This window comes from Lysinibacillus capsici (genome assembly GCF_020217405.1).
GTDB classification, from domain to species: domain Bacteria; phylum Bacillota; class Bacilli; order Bacillales_A; family Planococcaceae; genus Lysinibacillus; species Lysinibacillus capsici.
This window is the reverse complement of the sequence record NZ_CP084108.1, coordinates 2,779,111-2,800,739: the sequence shown is the minus strand read 5'-3', so window position 1 is coordinate 2,800,739 and position 21,629 is coordinate 2,779,111. Positions and strand designations below refer to the sequence as shown.

Sequence of the window (21,629 nt, the reverse complement as noted above, 5' to 3'; positions counted from 1 at the left end):
CCTCTTACAAGTAATTGATAATAAAGTTTTTTATAAATAAATGCGTTTAGATGAATTGGCTATGTTCAATTCTTTACGATATTTTGAAACTGTGCGTCGTGAAATTCGAATACCCTCAGTTTCTAATTTTTCAGTTAGTTGTTGATCTGATAAAGGAGTTTTTCTATTCTCATTTTCTACTAATTCTTTAATGCGACTTTTTATATAGGACACAGAATCAAGCTTTCCTGAATCGTTGATAATTCCTTTTGTAAATAAAGACTGGAGTGCAAAGATTCCATGTGGTGTACGGATAAATTTATTTTTAACCGCACGACTTATAGTGGATTCATGCATATTTAATGCTTGTGCAACATCTTTTAAACGCATAGGAGATAAGGCTTTTATTCCATGTTCAAAGAATGAAGCCTGTAAATCAAGCAGTAATCGTGTCAGGCTGTATAAAGTTTTATCACGTTGAGCTATTCCTTGCGTTAAAGCTATAATATCGTTCATGCATTGTTGGTAATAGGCATAATCTTCAATGGACTCTTTTAATAGATCTACGTAATCTTGATTAATTTCTATTTTAGGTAAAAACCGATTATTTAGTTCTATTATCCATTCCCCATTCAATTTGCTAATGATTATATCAGGTATAATATACGCGCTAGTAGCATTATTATCCAATGAAGCTGGGATGGGTTTTAGGTTTCTTATATATAGAATTGTTCGTTGAGTTTCTTCTATTGAAATGTCGTAAGTTGTACTTAACAATTTAATTGATAAATTAGCTACTTGTTCTAAATGATGTTGAATGAATGGAGCTGCAAATGGTGGGGCTTCTATATCATTGTAAATTTGAATTAATAAATACTCTTTCATATTTCTAACGCCAACGCCAAGAGGTTCGAATGTTTGTAATAGATCTAACAGTGTATTTATATGGTCTAAAGAGATGTTAAATGATTTAGCAACTTTGGATAAATCTACATTTAAAAATAGATGTTCATCGAGGTTATGTATGAAATATTTTAAAATTTCTCTGTCATGTGGTGTAAGATTTAGATGTAAAGGTATTTGATCGAGTAGTTGGGTAATATATGAATGTTGCTGTGTTAATCGAGTTTGAATGAAATCATACTGTTGCTTTTGCTTAGGTTGAATACCTTTTATGGACATTGTGGCAAGGTCTACAATATCCTTTGTGTGATTCATGCTTTTCTCAATGACAGTTAATAGTGGATTTTCATTTGATTTCTCATAAATATGTTGTTCTAATTCGGAGCTGGAGTATTGTAGTAGTTCCAATTGATGAATGAGTTCAGTTGTCAACGTTTGAGTAATTTGTTGTGAGACGTTTAAATTCATTTTCAAGGGAATCACCTCATTTTCTCTATGTAATGTTATTATTATCTAATCTACAAATTTTGTCTATAATGGATCAGATATTTAGTAAAAAAAACATAATGTTTAAGGTAAATAGTTCTTACAATGAGTAGGAAAGCAGATAAAGATCAATGAGCTGTTGTTGAATGACATAGACTTCTAGTTTAGAGGATGATATAGAATATAGACATAGTTATAAATGTTAGCTACCCAGTCATGGAATGCCCATTTAACGTTGGATATTCTGTTTAACTTTTATGGGGCAATTCAATTTTGGGTGGCTTTTCTGTTGAGGATTCCACTTACAAGTTTCGACTATTTGGAAAGTCATTCTCTATAATCCGAACTTGAAGAAAATTATAAAGGTAAGATGTAACTTTTGGCGAATTAAAAAAGATAAGATAATTAAACTTCCGTAAAAGGTGTAATTTTCATGAAACCTAATCTATTAACTATTTTACGGACTATTACGAGCTATTTTCACTATAAACAATTTGGCTATATTACTTTTTCGATTTTTGTGGGGGGAATATCATGTTGAATGCCGAAAAATTAGTGCAATCTATGCTGGATGCATTTGGTGAACTATTACAATTGGAAATGGCCTATTTCACTTCGAATGGTGAAGTTTTTATAGCAACGGAAGAATATAGAAAGCAAAAAGGGATACAGGTACACCTTCCGTTCTTTCAGAAGTATTATTCTAAATCTGTTCAATATTTACAAAAACCTGGTCAAATGAAAGTGTGTTCTGGTTGTAGGTTCCAAAATAACTGTCCATCTAAAGTCGAAATGCTAATGAATTTAGTAAAAGGAGATCGTCACTTCGGATATTTGACATTTGTCAGTTTTACAGATGAGGGGGAGAAAAAATTTTCATCTGAGCCGAAGGAATATCAGTATTGGTTAGCTCGGTTGGGAGATATGATTATGAATGCCTTGAACAACGAAGGATCCTATTTATTGCTTGAAAATAAAAAAGGATTTGATACGAAATATGTATTAGGCAACGCACCTCACTTACAACTTATAAAGAGTAAGTTAAGTAGTATTGCGAATAGCCCATCTTCAATTGTCATAACAGGAGAGACGGGAACAGGGAAAAGTTTATTAGCGAAATATATTCATTCAAATAGCATTACACACAAAGGGAAATTTATAGAGTTGAATTGTGCAAGCATTCCAGAAAACTTGTTTGAAAGCGAGTTGTTTGGCTATGATGAAGGGGCGTTTACAGGGGCTAGAAGAAAAGGGAAAATGGGCTATTTTGAAGTAGCAGATAAAGGTACTTTATTCCTCGATGAAATTACAGAATTACCATTACATTTACAAGCGAAGCTATTAACAGTTTTGCAAGATGGGCTTATTTATAGAGTCGGAGCAATTGAGCCTAGAAAAGTAAATGTAAGGATTATTGCTGCGACAAATAAACCTTTAGAAGATATGGTGAGAAAAGGTGAGTTTCGTTCGGATTTATATTATCGACTAAATGTGATCCCTTTAACATTACCTCCTTTAAAAGAAAGAACAGATGAAATAGAATATTTGATTGTAAAATTACTTGAAAAGATTCAGCATAAAACAGGGAAATTTATTAAAGATTTTTCGCAGGAATTTTTGGAGGAATTGAAATCATACTCTTGGCCAGGGAACATAAGAGAGTTAGAAAATGTATTAGAGTACAGTATGGTAATGGAAAATTCCTTACAATTAACAAGGGAAAGCTTACCGAAATATATCATCGAGAATAATCAAGCACAAAATCTTTATAGCAATTCTAATCTATTGAAAGATACAGAATTGGAGGTCATTTACCAAATGCTCTCTATATATGGAAATGACACTGCTGGAAAAGAACGTGTTGCTGAAGAATTAGGCATAAGTACAAGAACGCTTTATAGAAAACTAAAAAGTGTAAATTTATAGTTTAAGTTTGACACAAATACCTTGCTTTTAGAGATTTTTAAATTTCTCACCTCTTTAATGGGGAATTTAAAATGAACTTCCTAGGTATTTGTGTTTTTTTATGGCTAATTTTAATGACAAAAATGACAACGGAATTGACAAATATGGCAAAAGGAAATTTAGTATATTGCTGAATCTTTTACGATACATATTTTGAAAACCCATTAACATCAGAAATTTCTGATATTTTGTAGATTAAAATGGTAAATGGTTTTTTGTTTCTACACTTGGCACGTATTTTGCTAGATATATAGTAAGCAAAGGGAAGGAGGAAGATTTATTTGGTAGATTATTTTGAATTGGAAGGTAAGGTGGCTGTGATTACAGGAGGTGCCTCAGGGATTGGCCATGCAACAGCTAAATTATTAAGTGAGTTGGGAACTAAAACTGTGATTTTAGATATTGATCAACAAAAAGGTAAGGATACAGAAAAAAGCTTTCAAGAAGCTGGTTTAGATGTTGAGTTTTTAAAATGTGATGTAACGAATACACAAGATTGCAAAAGTGTGGCTGATTCTATACAGGAGAGATACGGAAAAATCGATGTACTTTTTAATAATGCAGGCATTATCCGTAGAAAAACCGTAGTGGATTTAGAGGAAGCAGATTGGGATGCGGTTATTAATGTTTCTCTAAAAGGGGTCTATCTACTTTCGAAATACTTAATCCCACTCATGAGAGGAAATGGTGGCAGTATCATTAATACTGGTTCTGGGTGGGGAATCAAAGGTGGAGACAAAGCAGCATCTTACTGTGCTGCAAAAGCAGGGGTTGTAAATTTAACAAAGGCTATGGCTATTGATCATGGTCCAGAAAATATTCGCGTAAATTGCATTTGTCCTGGAGATACAGATACGCCATTACTTCGTGGAGAAGCAAAACAATTAAATATAGATGAATCAAGTTTCTTACGTAGTTCAGCTGTTGATAGACCGTTAGCAAGATTAGGAACACCTGAAGATATTGCTAAGGGGGTACTATTCTTGGCAAGTAATTTATCTGCTTGGGTTACGGGAACGACATTAACAGTTGATGGTGGCGGCTTAGCCTAAAAATAATTATAGAGGGAGGCAAATTAAATGAGTAAAAAGGTCCATCCATATATCCCCAATATGGTATCTGAGGTAAAGCAAGAAATGTTAGATGAAATTGGTGTTCAATCCGTTGAGGAACTTTATTCGTGTATTCCAGAGGATTTACATTTTAAAGGTACCATGAATATTCCAAAAGCTTTGAATGAATTAGAGTTACGACGCCATATTGAGGGTCTTTTAAATAAAAATATAAGTACCTATGAATATATTAATTTTCTAGGAGCTGGTTGCTGGCAACACTTCATACCAGCCGTATGTGATGAAGTGAATCAACGTGCAGAGTTTTTAACAGCTTATGCAGGAGAGCCTTATGAGGATCATGGACGCTTTCAAGCATTATTTGAATATCAAAGCTTAATGGCGGAGCTTGTGGATATGGAAGTAGTGAATGTTCCTACATTCGATTGGGCCCAAGCTGCATCTACATCGATTCGTATGGCGAGTCGGATTACAAAGCGTACGAAAATATTACTTGCTAATACACTTTCTCCCGAACGCAGAAAAGTTATTACAAACTATGGTACACCACAGTTATCATTTGAAGGAATAAAATTCAATCTTAATACAGGATTAATGGACTTAGCCGATTTAGAAGCAAAGTTGTCAAACGAAGTTGCAGCTATTTACTTTGAAAATCCATCCTATTTAGGTTTTATCGAGTCGCAAGGTCAGGAAATTTCACAACTTGCTAAAAAATATGGCGTACTTATGATAGTAGGAGTTGATCCAAGTTCTCTAGGGGTATTGGCACCACCAAGTCAATATGGAGCGGATATCGTCTGTGGAGATCTTCAACCATTAGGTATGCACATGAATTATAGTGGAGGGCAAGCTGGATTTATTGCAACATACAATGATCCAAAATTTGTTAATGAATATCCATCACGATTGTTCGGTATTATTCCGACTGTGAAGAAAGGTGAATATGGTTTTGGTGACATTGCCTATGATCGTACGTCCTTTGCAGATAGAGAAAACGGTAAGGAGTCTGTAGGCACACAAACAGCTCTTTGGGGAATTACAGCAGGTGTGTATTTATCATTAATGGGACCAAATGGCATGTACGAGTTAGGTCAAGCCATTATGCAAAACAGTCAGTATGCAGTAATGCAATTGAATTCTATAAACAATATTCGGGGTTCAAGAATTACCTCTCCATTTTTCAAAGAGTTCATTATAGATTTTAACGATACAGGATTAACAGTAGAAGAAATCAATTCACGGTTACTTGAGCAAAAAATCTTCGGTGGTAAAGACTTATCGTTGGAATTTCCGGAATACGGTCAAGCAGCACTTTATTGTGTAACTGAAGTTCACACTAAAGAGGATATTGATAAGTTAGTCAATGCTTTAGCTACAATTGTTGGATATTAAATAGGAAGAAAGGAGTTTTAACGTGGATAAGATTCTAAGAGAGAATGTAAATAAAGATTTTCATCAAGCTAAATGGAATGAACCTATCATTTTTGAGTTACATCAATCAGGAGAAGTCGGAGTAGAAGTTCCGCAACCTTCAAATGAGATTGTAGCAGCAGTCGGGGATGGCATTTCATCCTTACCTCAGAAAATGAAAAGAACAAATAAACCGAATTTACCAGAAATAGGTCAAGCACGTGTGTTACGACATTATGTAAGACTATCGCAAGAAACATTAGGCTCTGATTTTAATGTTGAAATTGGACAAGGCACTTGTACGATGAAGTATATTCCAAAAATTAATGAATTGCTTATTCGTAATCCTAAAATAATGGAACTCCATCCTTTACAAGGGGGTAGTACTGTCCAAGGAATGCTAGAAATCATTCACAATTTGGACTTAGCGATGCGTGAGATTTCGGGGATGGATTGTTTCTCTTTCCAACCAAGTGGTGGTACACAAGCATTGTTTGCGATGGCATCGATTGTGCGCAAATATTTTGAAGTAAAAGGTGAGGCAGATCAACGTAATGAAATTATTACAACCATCTTCTCACACCCTTCTCAAGCAGCAACCGCAGTAGTCAAAGGTTATAAAATAATAACTATTCATCCAGATAAAAATGGTTTTCCGGATATGAATAAATTGAAAGAAGTTGTATCCGAAAGAACAGCTGGTTTTGTTGTCGCTAACCCTGAAGATACAGGGATTTATAATTCTAAAATTAAAGAATTTACGAAAATAGTACATGATGTTGGTGGAATTTGTTATTACGATCAGGCAAATGCCAATGGACTGTTAGGAATCACACGTGCAAGAGAAGCAGGTTTTGACATGTGTTTTTTCAATCTACACAAAACATTTGCAGCACCTCACATGTGTGGAGGACCAGCAACAGGGGCTCTTGGGGTCACAGAAGAATTAAAGCCTTATTTACCAGGCCCAATTGTTGAAAAAGAGGGAGACCAATATGTGTTAAATGATCAATTAGAGCATTCGATTGGAAAAGTACGATCTTTCCATGGGGTAGCTCAAACGATTTTGCGTTCTTATGCTTGGATTAGGGCATTAGGCACAGATGGACTTAAAGCTGTGGCAGAGACAGCCGTATTAAATAACAATTATCTGTATAGTAAAGTAGCAAAAATTCGTGGTGTAAGTGTGCCATATATACAAGGGCAACGATTAGAGCAAGTTCGTTATAGTTGGGAGCAGTTGGAGAAAGAAACAGGTGTTACAACAGAGGATGTACAGCGCCGAATGACTGACTTTGGTTTACATTACTGGACTAGTCATCATCCTTATATTGTTCCGCAACCATTTACACTTGAACCAACAGAATCTTATTCTAAGGCAGATTTAGATGAATATATTCAAGCGCTTGAGCAGATTTCTAAAGAAGCGTACGAAACGCCAGAAACTGTTAAAGCAGCACCGCAAAATAGTACAATTCATCAGTTAATAGAAGCAGACTATTTAGATGAGCCTTCTAAATGGTGTATTTCATGGAGGGTATATCTACAAAAGGTGAAAAATAAAAAGGATGTATTAATTAATAACCATTAGGGGGTGTATGAATGAGCACCAATCATAGAAGTTTAAAAAATAAGAGAGTAGTTATTACAGGAGGTGCTAGTGGTATAGGATTAGCCACCGCACAACGTTTTATAGAAGAAGAATCGATAGTGGCTATTTTAGATATTAATAAAGAGGGTATTGAACAGTCGATAAAAGAAAATCCCGGAATGGCTAAAGGCTATGTAGTAGATGTTAGTAATCCTGAAAATGTAAACGCTGTTTTTGAGAATATAAAGAGGGATTTAGGTGGTGTAGATGTTTTTATTGCGAATGCAGGTATTAGCATTCGCAATAAGTTTCTTGATATTAGTCCTGAACAATGGAGTAAAGTATTAAACATTAATCTTAACGGTGTATTTTATACTTCACAAGCAGCCGCAAAAATGATGATGGAGCAGGGCAAGGGTGTCATACTTATGACAGCGTCTACAAATGGAGTGACAGGACATCCATTCTATGCTGACTACAATGCTTCAAAAGCAGGGGTTAATCTTTTAGCACGAACAATGGCATTGGAGCTTGCTCCAAATATCCGAGTTAATACGATATGCCCTGGATACGTACTAACCCCTATGCAAATGGCTGAGTATACACCAGATATGTTGGAAGTTGTAAATGAAGGTATCCCTCTGAAACGACATGCAGATCCTAAGGAAGTCGGAGCATTATATGCTTTCCTTGCTTCGGATGAGTCATCTTATATTACCGGACAAACAATTGCTATTGATGGTGGAGAGCTAGCTTAATTAAATGGAAGGGGTTATTTAATGAAGAAAAATATATTCTATTTATTATTGGTGTTGGTTATTTCGCTGATGGCGGCATGTTCGGAAAATAAAACAAATACACAAGTTCCAGCTACTGCGGATGCAAAAAATGAGGATCAGGATAAAAGTGTAACAACAGAAATGAAATTGGTTAAGGATGGCAAGTTAACATTTGCAATGAGTGGTTTACTCAAACCATTAAATTATAAGGAAAATCAAGAATTAGTAGGCTTTGATGTTGAGATAGGGAAAGAAATTTCAAAAAGGATTGGGCTTGAAGCAAATCCTGTAACAAATCCATGGGAAACAATTATTCAAGGGTTACGAGGAAATAAATATGATGCCATTATTGGCAGTATGACAGCTACCGAGGAAAGGTCTAAACAGGTCGACTTTTCAATCCCTTATTATGTTTCAGGTGCTACAGTATTTATCTCGAGTGAAAATAATGACATTAAAACGGTAGAAGATTTAAAGGGAAAAACGATTGGCGTTATGCAAGCTAGTACGTATGTTGAAGATGCTAAGAAATATACAGATAAAATCAAAGAATTCCCTAGTGAAATCTATGCATTACAGGATCTTCCACCAGGTCGGCTAGATGCAGTAATTACTGATAGAATTGTAGGTATTTCAGCCATGCAAGAATCAGGATTGAAGATTCAAGCCCTAGGAGAGGTCATTAAAAGAGAAGAAATTGCAGTGGCGATTAATAAAGATAATGAAGTTTTATTAGAAGCGATTAATAAGGCGATTGAAGAGATGGTTAAGGATGGAACGTATAAAGAAATAAGTATGAAATGGTTTGGGAAAGACTTGTTAGAATAACTGTTCAAAATAGTGTGCCTAGTATGCTAAAGCCGTACTAGGCATAGCTATTAATTGTTCTAAAATATTAAAATTGCGGACTAAATAGATTGAAAATTCTTTCTATTTTACTTCCCACCAAAATCTAATTTTATTAATAAATTTTAGCTATCTATAGGAGTGTTTGTCTTTTACGTCCACATACTTAAAAGAGGTTAGGTGATTAATATGGATTTTCTCACAAATGTAACATCAATATTTCAAAAGCATGGCATTGAGTTTTTAAAAGCGACAGTTTTAACGATTGAATTAACAATTGTTTCTTTATTTATTGCTTGTGTAATTGGGTTAGTGTTTGCCTTCTTCAAAGTATCCAATATAAAAATCTTGGAAAGTATTGCTAACGCTTACATTTTTGTTGTTCGTGGTATGCCATTAATCGTACAACTTATGTTCTTGTATTACGGTATTTCTAGTATTTTTACTTTATCAGACTTTGCAGCAGGATCCATTGCGCTCGGAATTCATTCAGGAGCATATATTGCAGAAATTTTTCGTGGATCCATTCAATCTATTGATAAAGGCCAAATGGAGGCTGGTCGATCATTAGGAATGACATATTTTAAAACAATGAGAAGAATTATTTTACCACAGAGTTTTAAAAGAGCGATTCCAGCATTAGCTAATCAATTTATCATAGGGTTAAAAGATTCGTCTTTAGTAGCTTATATCGCAGTATCAGAATTGTTTAACCATGCACTGTCAACTCAAGCATACAACTATATGCCTCTTGAAACATACTTTGTTGTGGGAATTTACTATTTAATTTTAGTCTTATTATTCACGCTATTATTTAATAAACTTGAAAGTCGACTGGATGTTGGAAGGAGGAAAAAACGTGATAAAGTTGAAATCGCTTTCTAAATCATTTGGTGACTTGGAGGTTTTAAAAGGTATCAATCTTGAAATTAATAAATCAGAAGTGGTTGTTCTAATAGGGGCTAGTGGATCAGGGAAGAGCACTTTATTACGATGTATGAATTTTTTGGAGATATTAGATTCAGGTACGATAAGCATTAATGATGAGATTATTGATGTAAAAAGAACTAATTTAAATCATGTAAGAGAAAATATGGGGATGGTATTTCAACATTTCAATTTATTTCCCCATTTAAGTGTTTTACAAAATGTAATAGAAGCACCAATTCAGGTGAAAAGGCAAAGTAAAGAGGAAGCGATTAAATTTGCTATGAATTTGTTAACACGAGTAGGTCTTGCTGATAAAGCTAATTACTATCCTGAACAACTATCTGGTGGTCAAAAACAACGAGTTGCTATTGCTAGAGCACTGGCAATGAATCCAAGTGTTATGTTATTTGATGAACCAACATCAGCTTTGGATCCTGAGTTGGTAGGAGAAGTCTTAGAAACGATGAAAAACCTTGCTAAAGATGGAATGACGATGGTCGTCGTAACCCATGAAATGGGCTTTGCTAAGGAAGTTGCGGATAGGGTGATTATGTTAGCAGATGGCAAAATTATTGAAGAGGGCTCTCCAGTAGAAATTTTTAAAGCGCCAAAACAAGAAAGAACGATTAAGTTTTTGCAACAAGTTTTATAATTATTATCTTTAATTAGGGGATGATGAGAGATGTTAAAAACGTATGAAGAAGTATTAAAGGTTACGAACGAACTTGTAAATATTGAAAGCATTGTTAATACTGAAGGGGAAATTAACATATCAAAGTCATTGGCTAAAACAATTTCTAATTTACCTTATTTCCTGAAAAATCCTAAATATGTGTTTACTTCACGAACAATTAATGATGAGGTTGAAAGGTACAATGTGTTTGCATTTGTAAAAGGGACTAAAGGAGATAGTAATAAAACGGTTGTGCTAATGGGACATACAGATACGGTGGGTATCGATGATTATAATAGTTTGAAAGAGAAAGCTTGTTTTCCTAATGAACTGCATGAAGCGTTAAAGGGTGAAGAAGTTCCGCCGTTGGTTCGAGAGCATTTAGAATCAAATGATTGGTTATTTGGAAGAGGAACACTTGATATGAAGAGCGGTGTTGCAAGCCATTATTTTCTATTAAAATATTATTCAGATCACCCAGAGGAACTGAATGGAAATATCGTATTTTTTGCTGAATGCGATGAAGAGGATAGTTCTCATGGCGTATTGTCTGGTTTAAATGATTTAAAAATGTTAAAAGTAGAGCATGGGTTTGATTACGCGGCATTAATTAACTCCGATTTTGTTGCTCCTAAGTATGAGGGGGATGAAAGTAGATATATATATAAAGGAAGCGTTGGTAAGCTACTTCCTTCTTTTTATATAACTGGGGTGGAAAGCCATGTAGGCTCTAGTTTTGAAGGAATCGACCCTAACTATATTGCTGCGGAGTTAACTAGACAAATTGCATATAACCCAGAGCTATGTGATAAATCGTTAGGAGAAACACCAATGCCACCTGTAAGTTTGAAGCAAACTGATTTTAAAGAGACTTATACAGTTCAGACAGCTCTTGCTTCATATGTATATTATAATTTCTTTGTGCAATCATGGTCACCTAAAGATGTGTTAGAAAAGTTAAAAGTCCATGCTGAAATTGCATTTAATAATGTAATAGCTAATTTAAATCATCATTATAAGAGATATTGCGAAATTAGTGGGCAGGAATATACAAAATTGCCATGGAAGACGAGGGTATTGTTCTATGAAGAATTAGAACAATCAATTATTGTTGAATATGGGGACAATTATAAAGAGCATATAAAAAATTTTAAACACGAATTATTAAAAAATAAAGAGTTAGATGTACGCATGTTTTCTGCAAAAGTGGTAGAAGAAGTTTGGAAGTGGACCAAGGATAAGAGTCCTGCAATCATTATTTTTTATTCTTCATTGTACTCACCATGTGTAGAAGTAACTGGTAAAAATGAAAAAGAAAAAAATTTACTAACCGCCTTAGATTATGCAGTTGAAAAAGTTCAACCACATTATGATAAGCCTATTGTACAGAAAAATTATTTCCCTCATATTTGTGATATGAGTTGCGTGGCTATAAATGTCGATGAAGATAGTGTGAATTCAGTTGTTAACAATAACCCTAGCTGGAGAACTAAACATTATGTAAATTATGATGCCATTAGAGAATTAAATATCCCTGCAATCAATATTGGACCATATGGCTATGATGCACATAATAGATATGAAAGAACAGAATTGAAATATACTATGGAAATAATGCCTAATTTAACAAAGCTAGTAATAGATAAATTACTTGAAAATTAAAGTGTATCATGGCATTCGTTTAAAGTAGCATCATGAACATGCATAGGAGATAACTCCTATGAAAAATTAATATAACCTTCAATGACCTGTTCTTAGAGTTCGGTCAGAAAGATCTCGATTGGGGGATGATTGACTGTGCCTTTAGGGGACATGCTCATGGTCATTCCTTTTTTACTTCTTGTTGATATTACAAATAGATAGAGTCTCAATCTATATACAAGGTAACTTTTTCTGACAGATGATGTGACTGAAGAAGTGTACCTAAGATAAAAAAATGTAGACGCAATATTTGGCAGGGACTATTGCTTATCTTATTTTTTTCTTTCTTCTATATAATAACTTACTCTTGTTCACATAAAAAACACCTTCACGTTGATTGTTCGGGATGCTTATCCCCTTATTTCAACGAAAGGTGTTTTCATTTGTATCAGCTTTTAGATTAGTGCTTGGTAAAAAAACAAATCAAGGGTTAATTATAGAGTAGATCTTCTGCTAAATGACTAAACACTTCACCGATTATCGACTCTTCATCATAGACCGAGGAACCTGTATTTTCCTCAGGTTGAGCAAAAGGAATTTGAGCGATTACATCTGCCTGCAATAAATCTGCTAATTGTTTGGCTCCACCTTGTCCAAATAGATAGTTTTTTTGACCGTCAGGACCTTCAAAATAGGCCATGTTTTCAACAACACCAAGAATCGTGTGTTTCGTATGTTGCGCCATCAAGCCTGCACGAGAAGCAACATGAGAAGCGGCAAGATGCGGTGTTGTCACGATGATTTCGTGAGCTTGTGGAATCATCGCAGCCATATCAATCGCAACATCTCCTGTACCAGGTGGTAAATCGATAAGGAGGTAATCTAAATCTCCCCATAGCGTGTTGACAAGGAAATTGCGAATCCACTTATTGAGCATAGGACCACGCCACATAACAGGCTGGTTGTCATTTGTAAAAAAGCCCATCGACATTATTTTTACGCCGTGACGTTCTACGGGAATCGCCGTTTGATCAAGCATGGTAGGCTTTTGATCAATCTTCATCATGGCAGGGATACTGAAACCATAAATATCAGCATCTAAAATACCTACACGTTTGCCAAGACGAGCAAGTGCAACCGCTAAATTAATGGTCACCGTAGACTTTCCAACACCGCCTTTACCACTTGTAATGGCAATGAATTGAACACCAGAATTAGGCAGTAGCATGTTTGGCATTCCTTGTTCAGTTACATTTTTTGCTTGTAGAGAGGCTGTTAATGTGCGTCGCTCCTGATCTGTCATTGCACCAAAGTTAATGGTAACATGGGAGGCACCAAGTGCTTGTAAGGCCTCCTCCACATCTTGCTGTATTTTTGCCTTTAACGGACATCCTGGAATGGTCAAAATAATATCCAGCGCAATATGGTTGTCATGTAATTGGATATTGCGTACCATATTCAAATCTACAATACTCTGTTGTAGCTCAGGATCATTCACCTGTTTCAATGTGTTTACAACATTTTCTTTTGTTAACATTTAGGAACCACCTTATTCTTTTAAGCCTTTGCCGAGTCCCTTTAAGAAATGAACCCCAAAACTGAGCGCACGATTGACATCTGGATCATTTAACATTTTCATGAGCTTAAAGGCACTGACCTTTTCATTTGATTCAAGTGCTTTGCTGGCTTCATCTACGCCTGTATTTAAGCCTTCGATCAGCTTAGTCGTTGTTTCAGGATTGAGCTCCGTCAATGCTCCCGCAACACCCATTAGATTATTAATGATATTGGTTACAGGCTTACGTGTTAATTGTCCAAGTGCAATATGGGCCACTTCTTCTTTGGCTTCGAGTAGCTTCATTGCTGCTTCTAGTGCACCGATATCATTTAATTCAGCCATAATACTAAACACTTGATTGACGGCTTCTTCATTTTCAGAAAGCAGTTCTTTTAGATTGTCTAATTTTTGTTCCTTTAGTTGTTCTTCCGTTAATTGTTGTTTTTTAATGCCTGTAATGGGTACAGCCATGCTCTCACTCTCTTTCGTTTATGGTTGTTAAGTGAACGTAGCCAGGACGATTCCATTTTCGTTGTACCTCAACACCATTTTGAGGATGACGCTTTTTATAGCGTGGGTTTGTGCGAGGAAGTGGTGATTTACCTTTTGCTTTTAGCACTTCTACTCGTACTTTTGTTTGTTTATAAGCTGGTGTTGATGTATTCACATCTGCTGCAGGACCAGTTAGGAAGTTGATGGCTGAATCTTTGCTAACAGAGTTCATTGGTAAGAATAATTCGTTTCCTTGTACGCGATCTGTAACAAGAGCATTTAGCTTCAAGGCACCATATGGAGACACTAAACGAAGTAGGGCTCCATCTGCAATGCCTCGTTCTTTCGCCAATTCTGGTGATACTTCAACGAAAATTTCAGGTACTTTTGATTGAATACCTTTCGATTTATTAGTTAGATTTCCTTCATGGAAGTGTTCAAGCATACGGCCATTATTAATATGACAATCGTATTGTGCTTCAAACTCAACAGGTTGCACCCAATCATTTAAAGCAAAACGAGCTTTTTTGTCAGGGAAGTTAAAGCCATCTTCATATAATAAGGGCGTATCCTTACCATCATGGCTACCCCAACAGAAGCTTCCCCAGCCCTCTAGAACCTCATAGTTGGCTTGTGAGAAGAGGGGAGATAGGCTCGCCATTTCATCAAAAATGTCACTTGGATGATTATAATGCCAATCTGCTCCTAAACGACGAGCAACCTCTTGTAAGATTTCCCAATCTGCTTTCGACTCACCAAGTGTTGGTAAAACTTGATAGAGACGTTGAACGCGACGTTCTGTATTCGTGAATGTACCTTCCTTTTCAAGCGAAGGCGCAGCAGGTAAAATCACATCTGCATATTGTGCTGTGCGTGAGAGGAAACAATCTTGGACAACGAAAAAGTCAAGCTGTGAAAGCACCTCATCTACATGGTTGGCATTACAGTCAACGAGTGCCATATCTTCACCTACTAAATACATTGCTTTCATTTTCCCTTCCATAATCGCATCTAACATTTGCATATTATTTCGACCAGGCTGTGGTTGAATAGGGACACCATAGGCTTTTTCAAATTTTGCACGTGCCTCGTCATCTGTGACTCTTTGATAGCCTGGCAATAGATTTGGAAGTGTCCCCATATCGCAGGCACCTTGCACATTGTTATGACCGCGAAGTGGGTAGGCACCAGCACCTGGACGACGATAGTTCCCAGTTGCTAAAAGTAAATTTGAAATCGCTGCGGATGTATAGGAGCCACCAGTATTTTGTGTTACACCCATGCCCCAAAGAACACATGTCCCATCTGCATCACGAATCATTTCAGCCACTTCGATCAATGTTTCCTTACTAATACCAGTCATTTCTTGTGCATAATCAAGTGTATAGGTTGCAAGTACTTGTTTAAAATCATCATAATGAAGGACGTTTTCTTGAATAAACGCTTCATTATGCCAACCTTGATCAATGATATATTTGGTAACAGCCATTAACCAAACTTGGTCAGTACCTTGCTTTGGACGCATAAAGATGTCGGAACGCTCTGCCATTTCATGCTTACGAATATCAGCAACAATTAATTTCTGACCATGTAATTTATGTGCACGTTTCACACGTGTTGCTAAAACAGGATGTCCCTCAGCTGGATTAGCCCCAACAATAATGACAAGTCCAGCCTTAGCAATATCTTTGATCGTACCAGCATCTCCTCCCATGCCAACTGTACGTAATAAACCATCTGTTGCAGGAGATTGACAATAACGAGAACAATTATCGACATCGTTTGTTCCAAATAATTGACGGGCCATTTTTTGAATTAAGTAATTCTCTTCATTTGTAATTTTAGAAGAGGAGATAAAGCCAACAGAACCCGAGCCATATTGTTGTTGAATGCCACCTAGTTTTGTTGCAATTAAATCCAGGGCTTCATCCCACGACGATTCCACAAACTCATTATTTTTACGAATGAGTGGTTTTGTAATACGTTCCTCAGAGTTGATAAAATCCCAGCCGAATTTCCCTTTGACACATGTAGAAATCGCATTTACTGGACCATCGGAAGGCTGTACTTTTAAAATTTTACGACCCTTTGTCCAAACTTCGAACGAGCAGCCTACACCACAGAAAGTACATACTGTTTTTGTTTTTTTGGTGCGTTTACTACGCATGGCTGCTTCCACTTCAGAAACGGCAAAAATACCGCTATAGCCTGGTTCAACTTCCTTAATCAAACTGATCATCGGATCTAACATATCCTGTTTGAGGCCAGTCATAAATCCAGCCTCTCCAAGCATGGATTTTTCCATTAAGGCATTACATGGACATACGGTTACGCATTGACCACAACTTACACAGGAAGAATCATTGATAGCAACGCCCGTATCCCAAATGACACGTGGTCTTTCTGCTTCCCAATCAAGGGATAATGTTTCATTTACCTGTAGATTTTGACAAACCTCTACGCACTGACCACAAGCGATACATTGGTTAGGATCATATCGATAAAACGGATGTGACATATCCACTTCATGAGGATCAACTTTTGGTTGGTAGGGATATTTTTGATGCTCGATTTCCATCATTTCAGCTGTGTTGTGTAATGCACAATTGCCATTGTTGTTATCACAAACTGTGCAATACAGTAAATGATTTTCGAGTAGACGGTCCATCGCTTCTGTTTGTGCCGCTTTTGCTTTGTCAGAAGTTAGGAATACATTCATGCCGTCTACTGCCTTTGTAGAGCAGGAACGAACTAATTGGCCATTCACTTCCACGATACATGTATCACATGTTTCAATTGGGTTAACAGCAGGCACATGACAAATCTGTGGATGCGGAATGTCATGTTGATTAATGGTATCAAGGATTGTAGCTCCTTCTTTTACTTCATACGGTACGCCATTAATATTAATTTGAGTCAAGGTAACTTCCTCCTTTTGCACTTTGAGTCGAATCGGATAACATGGTACAGCTTAAGACAAAAGGGAATAACAAATCGAGTTGGTGATTGTTGAAAAGATTGTCTTGTTATCATTGTAATTCCCAATGGTTTTTGAAGCTACCTCAAAATAGGTAAATTGCTAGATCATAACATGTTATCCATGTCTCGGTTTTGAAAAAATAAAAAAAATCCACCATGAAATCACATGTCCTAGACATGCTACTAATTCATGGTGGATAAAATTCTTAGCAGGTCTTGCTAAAAACTCAATCTACTTTTATTTTTTGATTACAATAGAATTCAACTATTAAAAACCCTATGCAACATCGTAACATAGGGATCAAAATAAATTAATTCCATTTGTGATATGCATATTATAGCCCTTTCCTTCAAAATGAACAATATTTATCACAAAATTTATTAAATGAGAATAATTATCAAAAAGTATTTTCTCTTTTATTTTTTTAAAAGTTGCTATATCATTAACAAACTGTAAGGGTGGCCTACATAACCATTTGCCTAAAAAAGTTTAATTATGATGGGAGAATCGTTGCTATGTCTAAAAAAATCCACGAATTTAATGACATGATTCGAAAGTTAAGGAAGGAAGTATTTGGTAAAGGTCCGGAGCGTATTCATACCGTTTTTGTCGAGAATATGGCTGTATCTACCTTATACGGAAATATCACTCCGACAGAAAAGTTTATTGCCAGTACACCAGAAGGGCTGAAAATGGTGCATGCTGCAAGGACGAGTATGATTCAAGATTTATATAGACAATCGCCACCAGAGGGTATGGAGGAATTGATGGGCAGCAAATTACTTCACTTATTTTCAGATATTAAAATTGAAGAGGATTTTGCGATTTCCGTCTTTGTTTTTGAAAAGCATATCAGTGAATAAAGGGGGTGCCTTATGGATCGAGCAATGACAAGAAAAATTGTGCGTGTTGAAGGACAACGAGTGACAGAAATGGTTGATTTAATTGTTTCAGAATACGCTGTGACCGTAAAAATTAATCAGCAAGAATTTGTCACGATGGTCTGTACACCGGAGTATGTGGAAGATATGGTTATTGGCTACTTAGCTTCTGAACGAGTGATTCGTAGTTTTGAGGATATTGAGGAAATTTGGCACCAAGAGAAAGAGGGTTTTGTGCATATTAAAACAAAGCATATTAATCCTTATTACCAACAGACGCAAAACAAGCGCTATATTACGTCTTGCTGTGGGATGAGTCGACAAGGATTTGTGTTTACGAACGATGCATTAGTAGCGAAAAAAATGGATCAAGTCCATGTGCAAATAACGACCGAGGATTGCTTCCGTCTAATGCATGCGATGCAGGATAGTGCCGATATTTTTAAGAAAACGGGTGGCGTGCATAATGCTGCACTCTGTGATGTAAATGGCATCGTCCTAAGTCGCATGGATATTGGACGTCATAATGCTTTGGATAAAATTTACGGCTATTGCCTACGCAACAACATCCGTATGGAAGATAAAATTATCGTCTTTAGCGGACGAATATCATCAGAGATTTTACTAAAGGTTTCCAAAATAGGCTGTTCCATTGTGTTATCAAAATCAGCACCAACCGAATTAGCATTGCAATTAGCAGAGCAGCTTGGTATTACGACGGTTGGCTTTATTCGGCAACAGACATTGAATATTTATACACATCCACAGCGCATCCTATTACCAGCTAATGAATTGAAAGAAGGAGATTAAATGACGAATCTACAAGACCAATTACACAGACCGTTAAGAGATCTAAGAATATCCGTGACAGATCGTTGTAATTTTCGCTGTCGCTATTGTATGCCAGCAGAAGTATTTGGTCCAGATTACGCATTTTTACCGTCTGATAAAATATTAAGTTTTGATGAAATTGAACGATTAGTAAAAATCTTTGTTTCATTGGGCGTGAAAAAAATACGGATTACAGGTGGGGAACCCTTGCTACGTCGTGATTTACCCGAATTAATTGCCCGTATTCACCGCATAAAGGGTGTAGAAGATATTGCTTTAACAACCAATGGCTCGTTATTAAAAAAATACGCACAGCCATTGGCACAGGCAGGCTTAGCCCGAGTGTCTGTTAGTTTAGATTCACTTGATGATGAGCGTTTTTTCGAGATGAATGGTTATAGAGGCAAGGTATTGCCAGTGTTAGAGGGAATTGAAAAGGCTGCAGAAGCGGGCTTACAAGTAAAAATTAATATGGTTGTTCAAAAAGGGAAAAACGAACAAGATATTGTTACCATGGCACAGTTTTTTAAAGAAAAACAACATATTCTACGCTTTATTGAATATATGGATGTAGGGAATTCGAACGGCTGGCGCTTGGATGATGTGGTGTCCAAAAAAGAGATCATTGAGCAAATCCATCAGTTTACGCCATTACAACCAGTAGCCCCCAATTATAAAGGAGAAGTGGCAACGCGTTATCAGTATCAAGACGCTCAAGGTGAGATTGGTGTTATTTCATCTGTAACAGATTCATTCTGCTCCAATTGCTCACGTGCTCGTATCTCTGCAGAAGGGTCATTATACACTTGTTTATTTGCAACAGAAGGCACGGATTTAAGGGAATTGTTACGTTCAGGGCAAGATGATGCTGCCATCATCAAGTGCATTACGAGCATTTGGGAAACAAGAAATGATCGTTATTCAGATGAACGCAATGAACAAACGATGGCAAAAAGGAAAACGTCAAAAATTGAAATGTCTCATATTGGGGGGTAACGTGTAAAAAACAGAAAAAATCGGCACAATAAGGCCGAATTTTTTCTGTTTATTTATGCACAAAAGTGCCACTTTTCCCACCTGTTTTTTCAACAAGGTAAGTTTCTTTGATGACCATCGTCTTATCAACGGCTTTGCACATATCATAGAAAGTTAGTGCAGCGACAGACACAGCAGTGAGAGCTTCCATTTCAACACCCGTTTTTCCATTACATTTAACAGTGGCTTGAATATGGAGCTCATAGCCATTCTCTCCTTTTTCATAATCAAACTGGAAATCAGTGCCCTGTAGCATAATGGGATGGCACATGGGAATGATATCAGCTGTTTTTTTAGCTCCCATAATCCCTGCAATTTGCGCAACTTGCGTCGGATCACCTTTTTTAATGCCACCTTGTTGGATGGCTTCATAGACCGCATCGGATAAAAGAATCGTACTGCGTGCAATGGCTGTACGTGTGGTGATTTCTTTTGTGGAGATGTCGACCATTTTAGGACGACCTTCTTCGTTCCAGTGTGTAAAATTATTCATTATTAAACTCCTTTTTACTTGTTTGTGACCAGTCTTGTTGTGCGTTGATATTGATAAATGTTGAGCTATCGTCATCAAAAGGGACATAACAAACACGAAGTTGCTCTAAAAGCACTTTCATACTCCGTTTATTTTGTGCCGTTAATTGTGTCGCCTTTGGTAAAGCAGTACGTCGATATAATGCAGCTAATGGCTGATCGCGTAGTGCTTGGGTCGGAACAATGGCATCATAAGTGTCATGAATCAGCCCTAACATTTTTTGGATAAATTCTGCATTCATATAAGGCATATCGCTTGCTACGACAAAAAACCATTCCACATCAGGATAGGCTGTCATGATATGATGCAAAGCAAAAAGAGGGCCTTGATGTGGCTGCTTTTCAATGACCCATTGGACATTTTCCTGTCCAAACTGATGTTGTAAGTGCGCATTCGTAGCGATAATAAGAGGATCTAGCTGATTTTTTTGCAGGGCTATGAGACTATGTTTATATAATGGCTGTCCAGCAAACATCTCAAACATTTTTGGCTGTCCATAGCGAGAGGATTGACCCCCAGCTAACACTATACCTGCAATTTTCATAAGCGCTTTAACTCACCGACAAAATGTTGGACTGTAGGTACTATAAGCTTCGTCATAGCCAAAGTCACCGCATTTGTGGAGCCTGGTAAAACATAAATGGCTGTTTGCTGGAGACTTCCAGCGGTGGCACGACTAAACATCGCCTTTGGGCCAATTTCTTCATAGCTGAGCATTCGAAATAATTCACCAAACCCCATCATTTCTTTTTCAAACAGAGGCAGAATGGTGTCATAGGTTTGGTCTCTTGGTGTAAATCCTGTTCCACCCGTAACGATAATGGTATTAATTGTTGGATCGCTGCACCATTTTTTAACATAACGAGTGATATCGAGCGGTTCATCTTTTGTTAGTTGGTAGTCTACAACTTCAAATGCAGCTTCCTGTAGTAAGGACTGAATACGCTGACCAGCATGATCATCTGCCTTTGTGCGTGTATCACTGACCGTTAAAATGGCAGCTTGAATTGGTTGCTGCTGATGTGTGGGATGCACAGTAAG

At 36.7% G+C, this 21,629-nt stretch carries 19 protein-coding genes; 12 read left to right on the top strand and 7 right to left on the bottom strand.

From position 1 onward, the window contains the following. Positions 1-30 precede the first annotated feature (30 nt). Positions 31-1,350 carry an RNA polymerase factor sigma-54 gene (gene rpoN, locus LCP48_RS13835; RefSeq protein ID WP_225341042.1) on the bottom strand — a complete coding sequence of 440 codons (1,320 nt, stop codon included), beginning with the start codon at positions 1,348-1,350 and terminating at the stop codon, positions 31-33. Positions 1,351-1,902: 552 nt separating this feature from the next. Between rpoN and LCP48_RS13830 the strand changes: the two genes are divergently transcribed. The 9 genes from LCP48_RS13830 (at position 1,903) to LCP48_RS13790 (ending at position 12,300) form a co-directional block, all read left to right on the top strand. Further along, positions 1,903-3,294: a sigma-54 interaction domain-containing protein gene (locus LCP48_RS13830; RefSeq protein WP_225340288.1), complete on the top strand. Its 1,392-nt coding sequence runs from the start codon at positions 1,903-1,905 to the stop codon at positions 3,292-3,294. A 320-nt stretch (positions 3,295-3,614) separates the two neighbouring features. Next, positions 3,615-4,385 (top strand): SDR family NAD(P)-dependent oxidoreductase, encoded by a 771-nt coding sequence (locus LCP48_RS13825; RefSeq protein WP_225340287.1) that lies wholly within the window; start codon positions 3,615-3,617, stop codon positions 4,383-4,385. 27 nt (positions 4,386-4,412) lie between these two features. Then, positions 4,413-5,801: an aminomethyl-transferring glycine dehydrogenase subunit GcvPA gene (gcvPA, locus tag LCP48_RS13820; protein WP_004230611.1), complete on the top strand. Its 1,389-nt coding sequence runs from the start codon at positions 4,413-4,415 to the stop codon at positions 5,799-5,801. Between the two features lie 22 nt (positions 5,802-5,823). Then, complete coding sequence (gene gcvPB / locus LCP48_RS13815; protein WP_225340286.1) at positions 5,824-7,410, top strand: aminomethyl-transferring glycine dehydrogenase subunit GcvPB; 1,587 nt, start codon at positions 5,824-5,826, stop codon at positions 7,408-7,410. 11 nt (positions 7,411-7,421) lie between these two features. After that, on the top strand, positions 7,422-8,168 hold the full coding sequence (locus LCP48_RS13810) for an SDR family NAD(P)-dependent oxidoreductase (RefSeq protein ID WP_004230607.1): 747 nt from the start codon (positions 7,422-7,424) through the stop codon (positions 8,166-8,168). Positions 8,169-8,189: 21 nt separating this feature from the next. After that, entirely contained in the window at positions 8,190-9,017 is an 828-nt protein-coding gene (locus tag LCP48_RS13805) for an ABC transporter substrate-binding protein (protein ID WP_004230606.1), read from the top strand. A gap of 207 nt (positions 9,018-9,224) precedes the next feature. After that, positions 9,225-9,920 (top strand): amino acid ABC transporter permease, encoded by a 696-nt coding sequence (locus LCP48_RS13800; protein ID WP_004230603.1) that lies wholly within the window; start codon positions 9,225-9,227, stop codon positions 9,918-9,920. After that, positions 9,895-10,617 carry an amino acid ABC transporter ATP-binding protein gene (locus tag LCP48_RS13795; RefSeq protein WP_004230601.1) on the top strand — a complete coding sequence of 241 codons (723 nt, stop codon included), beginning with the start codon at positions 9,895-9,897 and terminating at the stop codon, positions 10,615-10,617. The genes LCP48_RS13800 and LCP48_RS13795 overlap by 26 nt, the downstream gene beginning before the upstream one ends. Before the next feature lie 30 nt (positions 10,618-10,647). Continuing rightward, positions 10,648-12,300 (top strand): M20/M25/M40 family metallo-hydrolase, encoded by a 1,653-nt coding sequence (locus tag LCP48_RS13790; protein WP_004230599.1) that lies wholly within the window; start codon positions 10,648-10,650, stop codon positions 12,298-12,300. A 469-nt stretch (positions 12,301-12,769) separates the two neighbouring features. On the opposite strand, the gene LCP48_RS13785 is transcribed toward LCP48_RS13790, so the two are convergent. The 3 genes from LCP48_RS13785 to fdhF are packed head-to-tail and all read right to left on the bottom strand — an operon-like array spanning position 12,770 to position 17,249. Then, positions 12,770-13,816: an Mrp/NBP35 family ATP-binding protein gene (locus LCP48_RS13785; protein ID WP_202341081.1), complete on the bottom strand. Its 1,047-nt coding sequence runs from the start codon at positions 13,814-13,816 to the stop codon at positions 12,770-12,772. Positions 13,817-13,828: 12 nt separating this feature from the next. Beyond that, positions 13,829-14,308, bottom strand: a complete 480-nt coding sequence (locus LCP48_RS13780) for a helical membrane plugin domain-containing protein (RefSeq protein WP_004230597.1) — start codon at positions 14,306-14,308, stop codon at positions 13,829-13,831. A 4-nt stretch (positions 14,309-14,312) separates the two neighbouring features. Beyond that, entirely contained in the window at positions 14,313-17,249 is a 2,937-nt protein-coding gene (gene fdhF, locus LCP48_RS13775) for a formate dehydrogenase subunit alpha (protein WP_225340285.1), read from the bottom strand. A gap of 575 nt (positions 17,250-17,824) precedes the next feature. Here fdhF and LCP48_RS13770 point away from each other — a divergent pair. From LCP48_RS13770 to moaA, 3 genes are read left to right on the top strand one after another with little or no spacing between them, the layout of a single operon-like run. Next, positions 17,825-18,172 carry a Na-translocating system protein MpsC family protein gene (locus LCP48_RS13770; RefSeq protein ID WP_004230595.1) on the top strand — a complete coding sequence of 116 codons (348 nt, stop codon included), beginning with the start codon at positions 17,825-17,827 and terminating at the stop codon, positions 18,170-18,172. A gap of 12 nt (positions 18,173-18,184) precedes the next feature. Beyond that, positions 18,185-19,000, top strand: a complete 816-nt coding sequence (fdhD, locus tag LCP48_RS13765; protein ID WP_202341078.1) for a formate dehydrogenase accessory sulfurtransferase FdhD — start codon at positions 18,185-18,187, stop codon at positions 18,998-19,000. Further along, entirely contained in the window at positions 19,001-20,017 is a 1,017-nt protein-coding gene (moaA, locus tag LCP48_RS13760; protein ID WP_004230593.1) for a GTP 3',8-cyclase MoaA, read from the top strand. Positions 20,018-20,066: 49 nt separating this feature from the next. Here the strand turns inward: moaA and moaC are convergent, their stop codons facing one another. The 3 genes from moaC to LCP48_RS13745 are packed head-to-tail and all read right to left on the bottom strand — an operon-like array spanning position 20,067 to position 21,623. Next, complete coding sequence (moaC, locus tag LCP48_RS13755; protein ID WP_004230592.1) at positions 20,067-20,549, bottom strand: cyclic pyranopterin monophosphate synthase MoaC; 483 nt, start codon at positions 20,547-20,549, stop codon at positions 20,067-20,069. Further along, entirely contained in the window at positions 20,542-21,132 is a 591-nt protein-coding gene (mobA, locus tag LCP48_RS13750) for a molybdenum cofactor guanylyltransferase (RefSeq protein WP_004230591.1), read from the bottom strand. Before mobA ends, moaC begins: the two co-directional genes overlap by 8 nt. Then, the gene (locus tag LCP48_RS13745; RefSeq protein WP_004230590.1) at positions 21,129-21,623 is read right to left on the bottom strand and encodes a MogA/MoaB family molybdenum cofactor biosynthesis protein; all 495 of its coding nucleotides are present in this window, start codon (positions 21,621-21,623) and stop codon (positions 21,129-21,131) included. The genes mobA and LCP48_RS13745 overlap by 4 nt, the downstream gene beginning before the upstream one ends. Positions 21,624-21,629 lie beyond the last annotated feature (6 nt).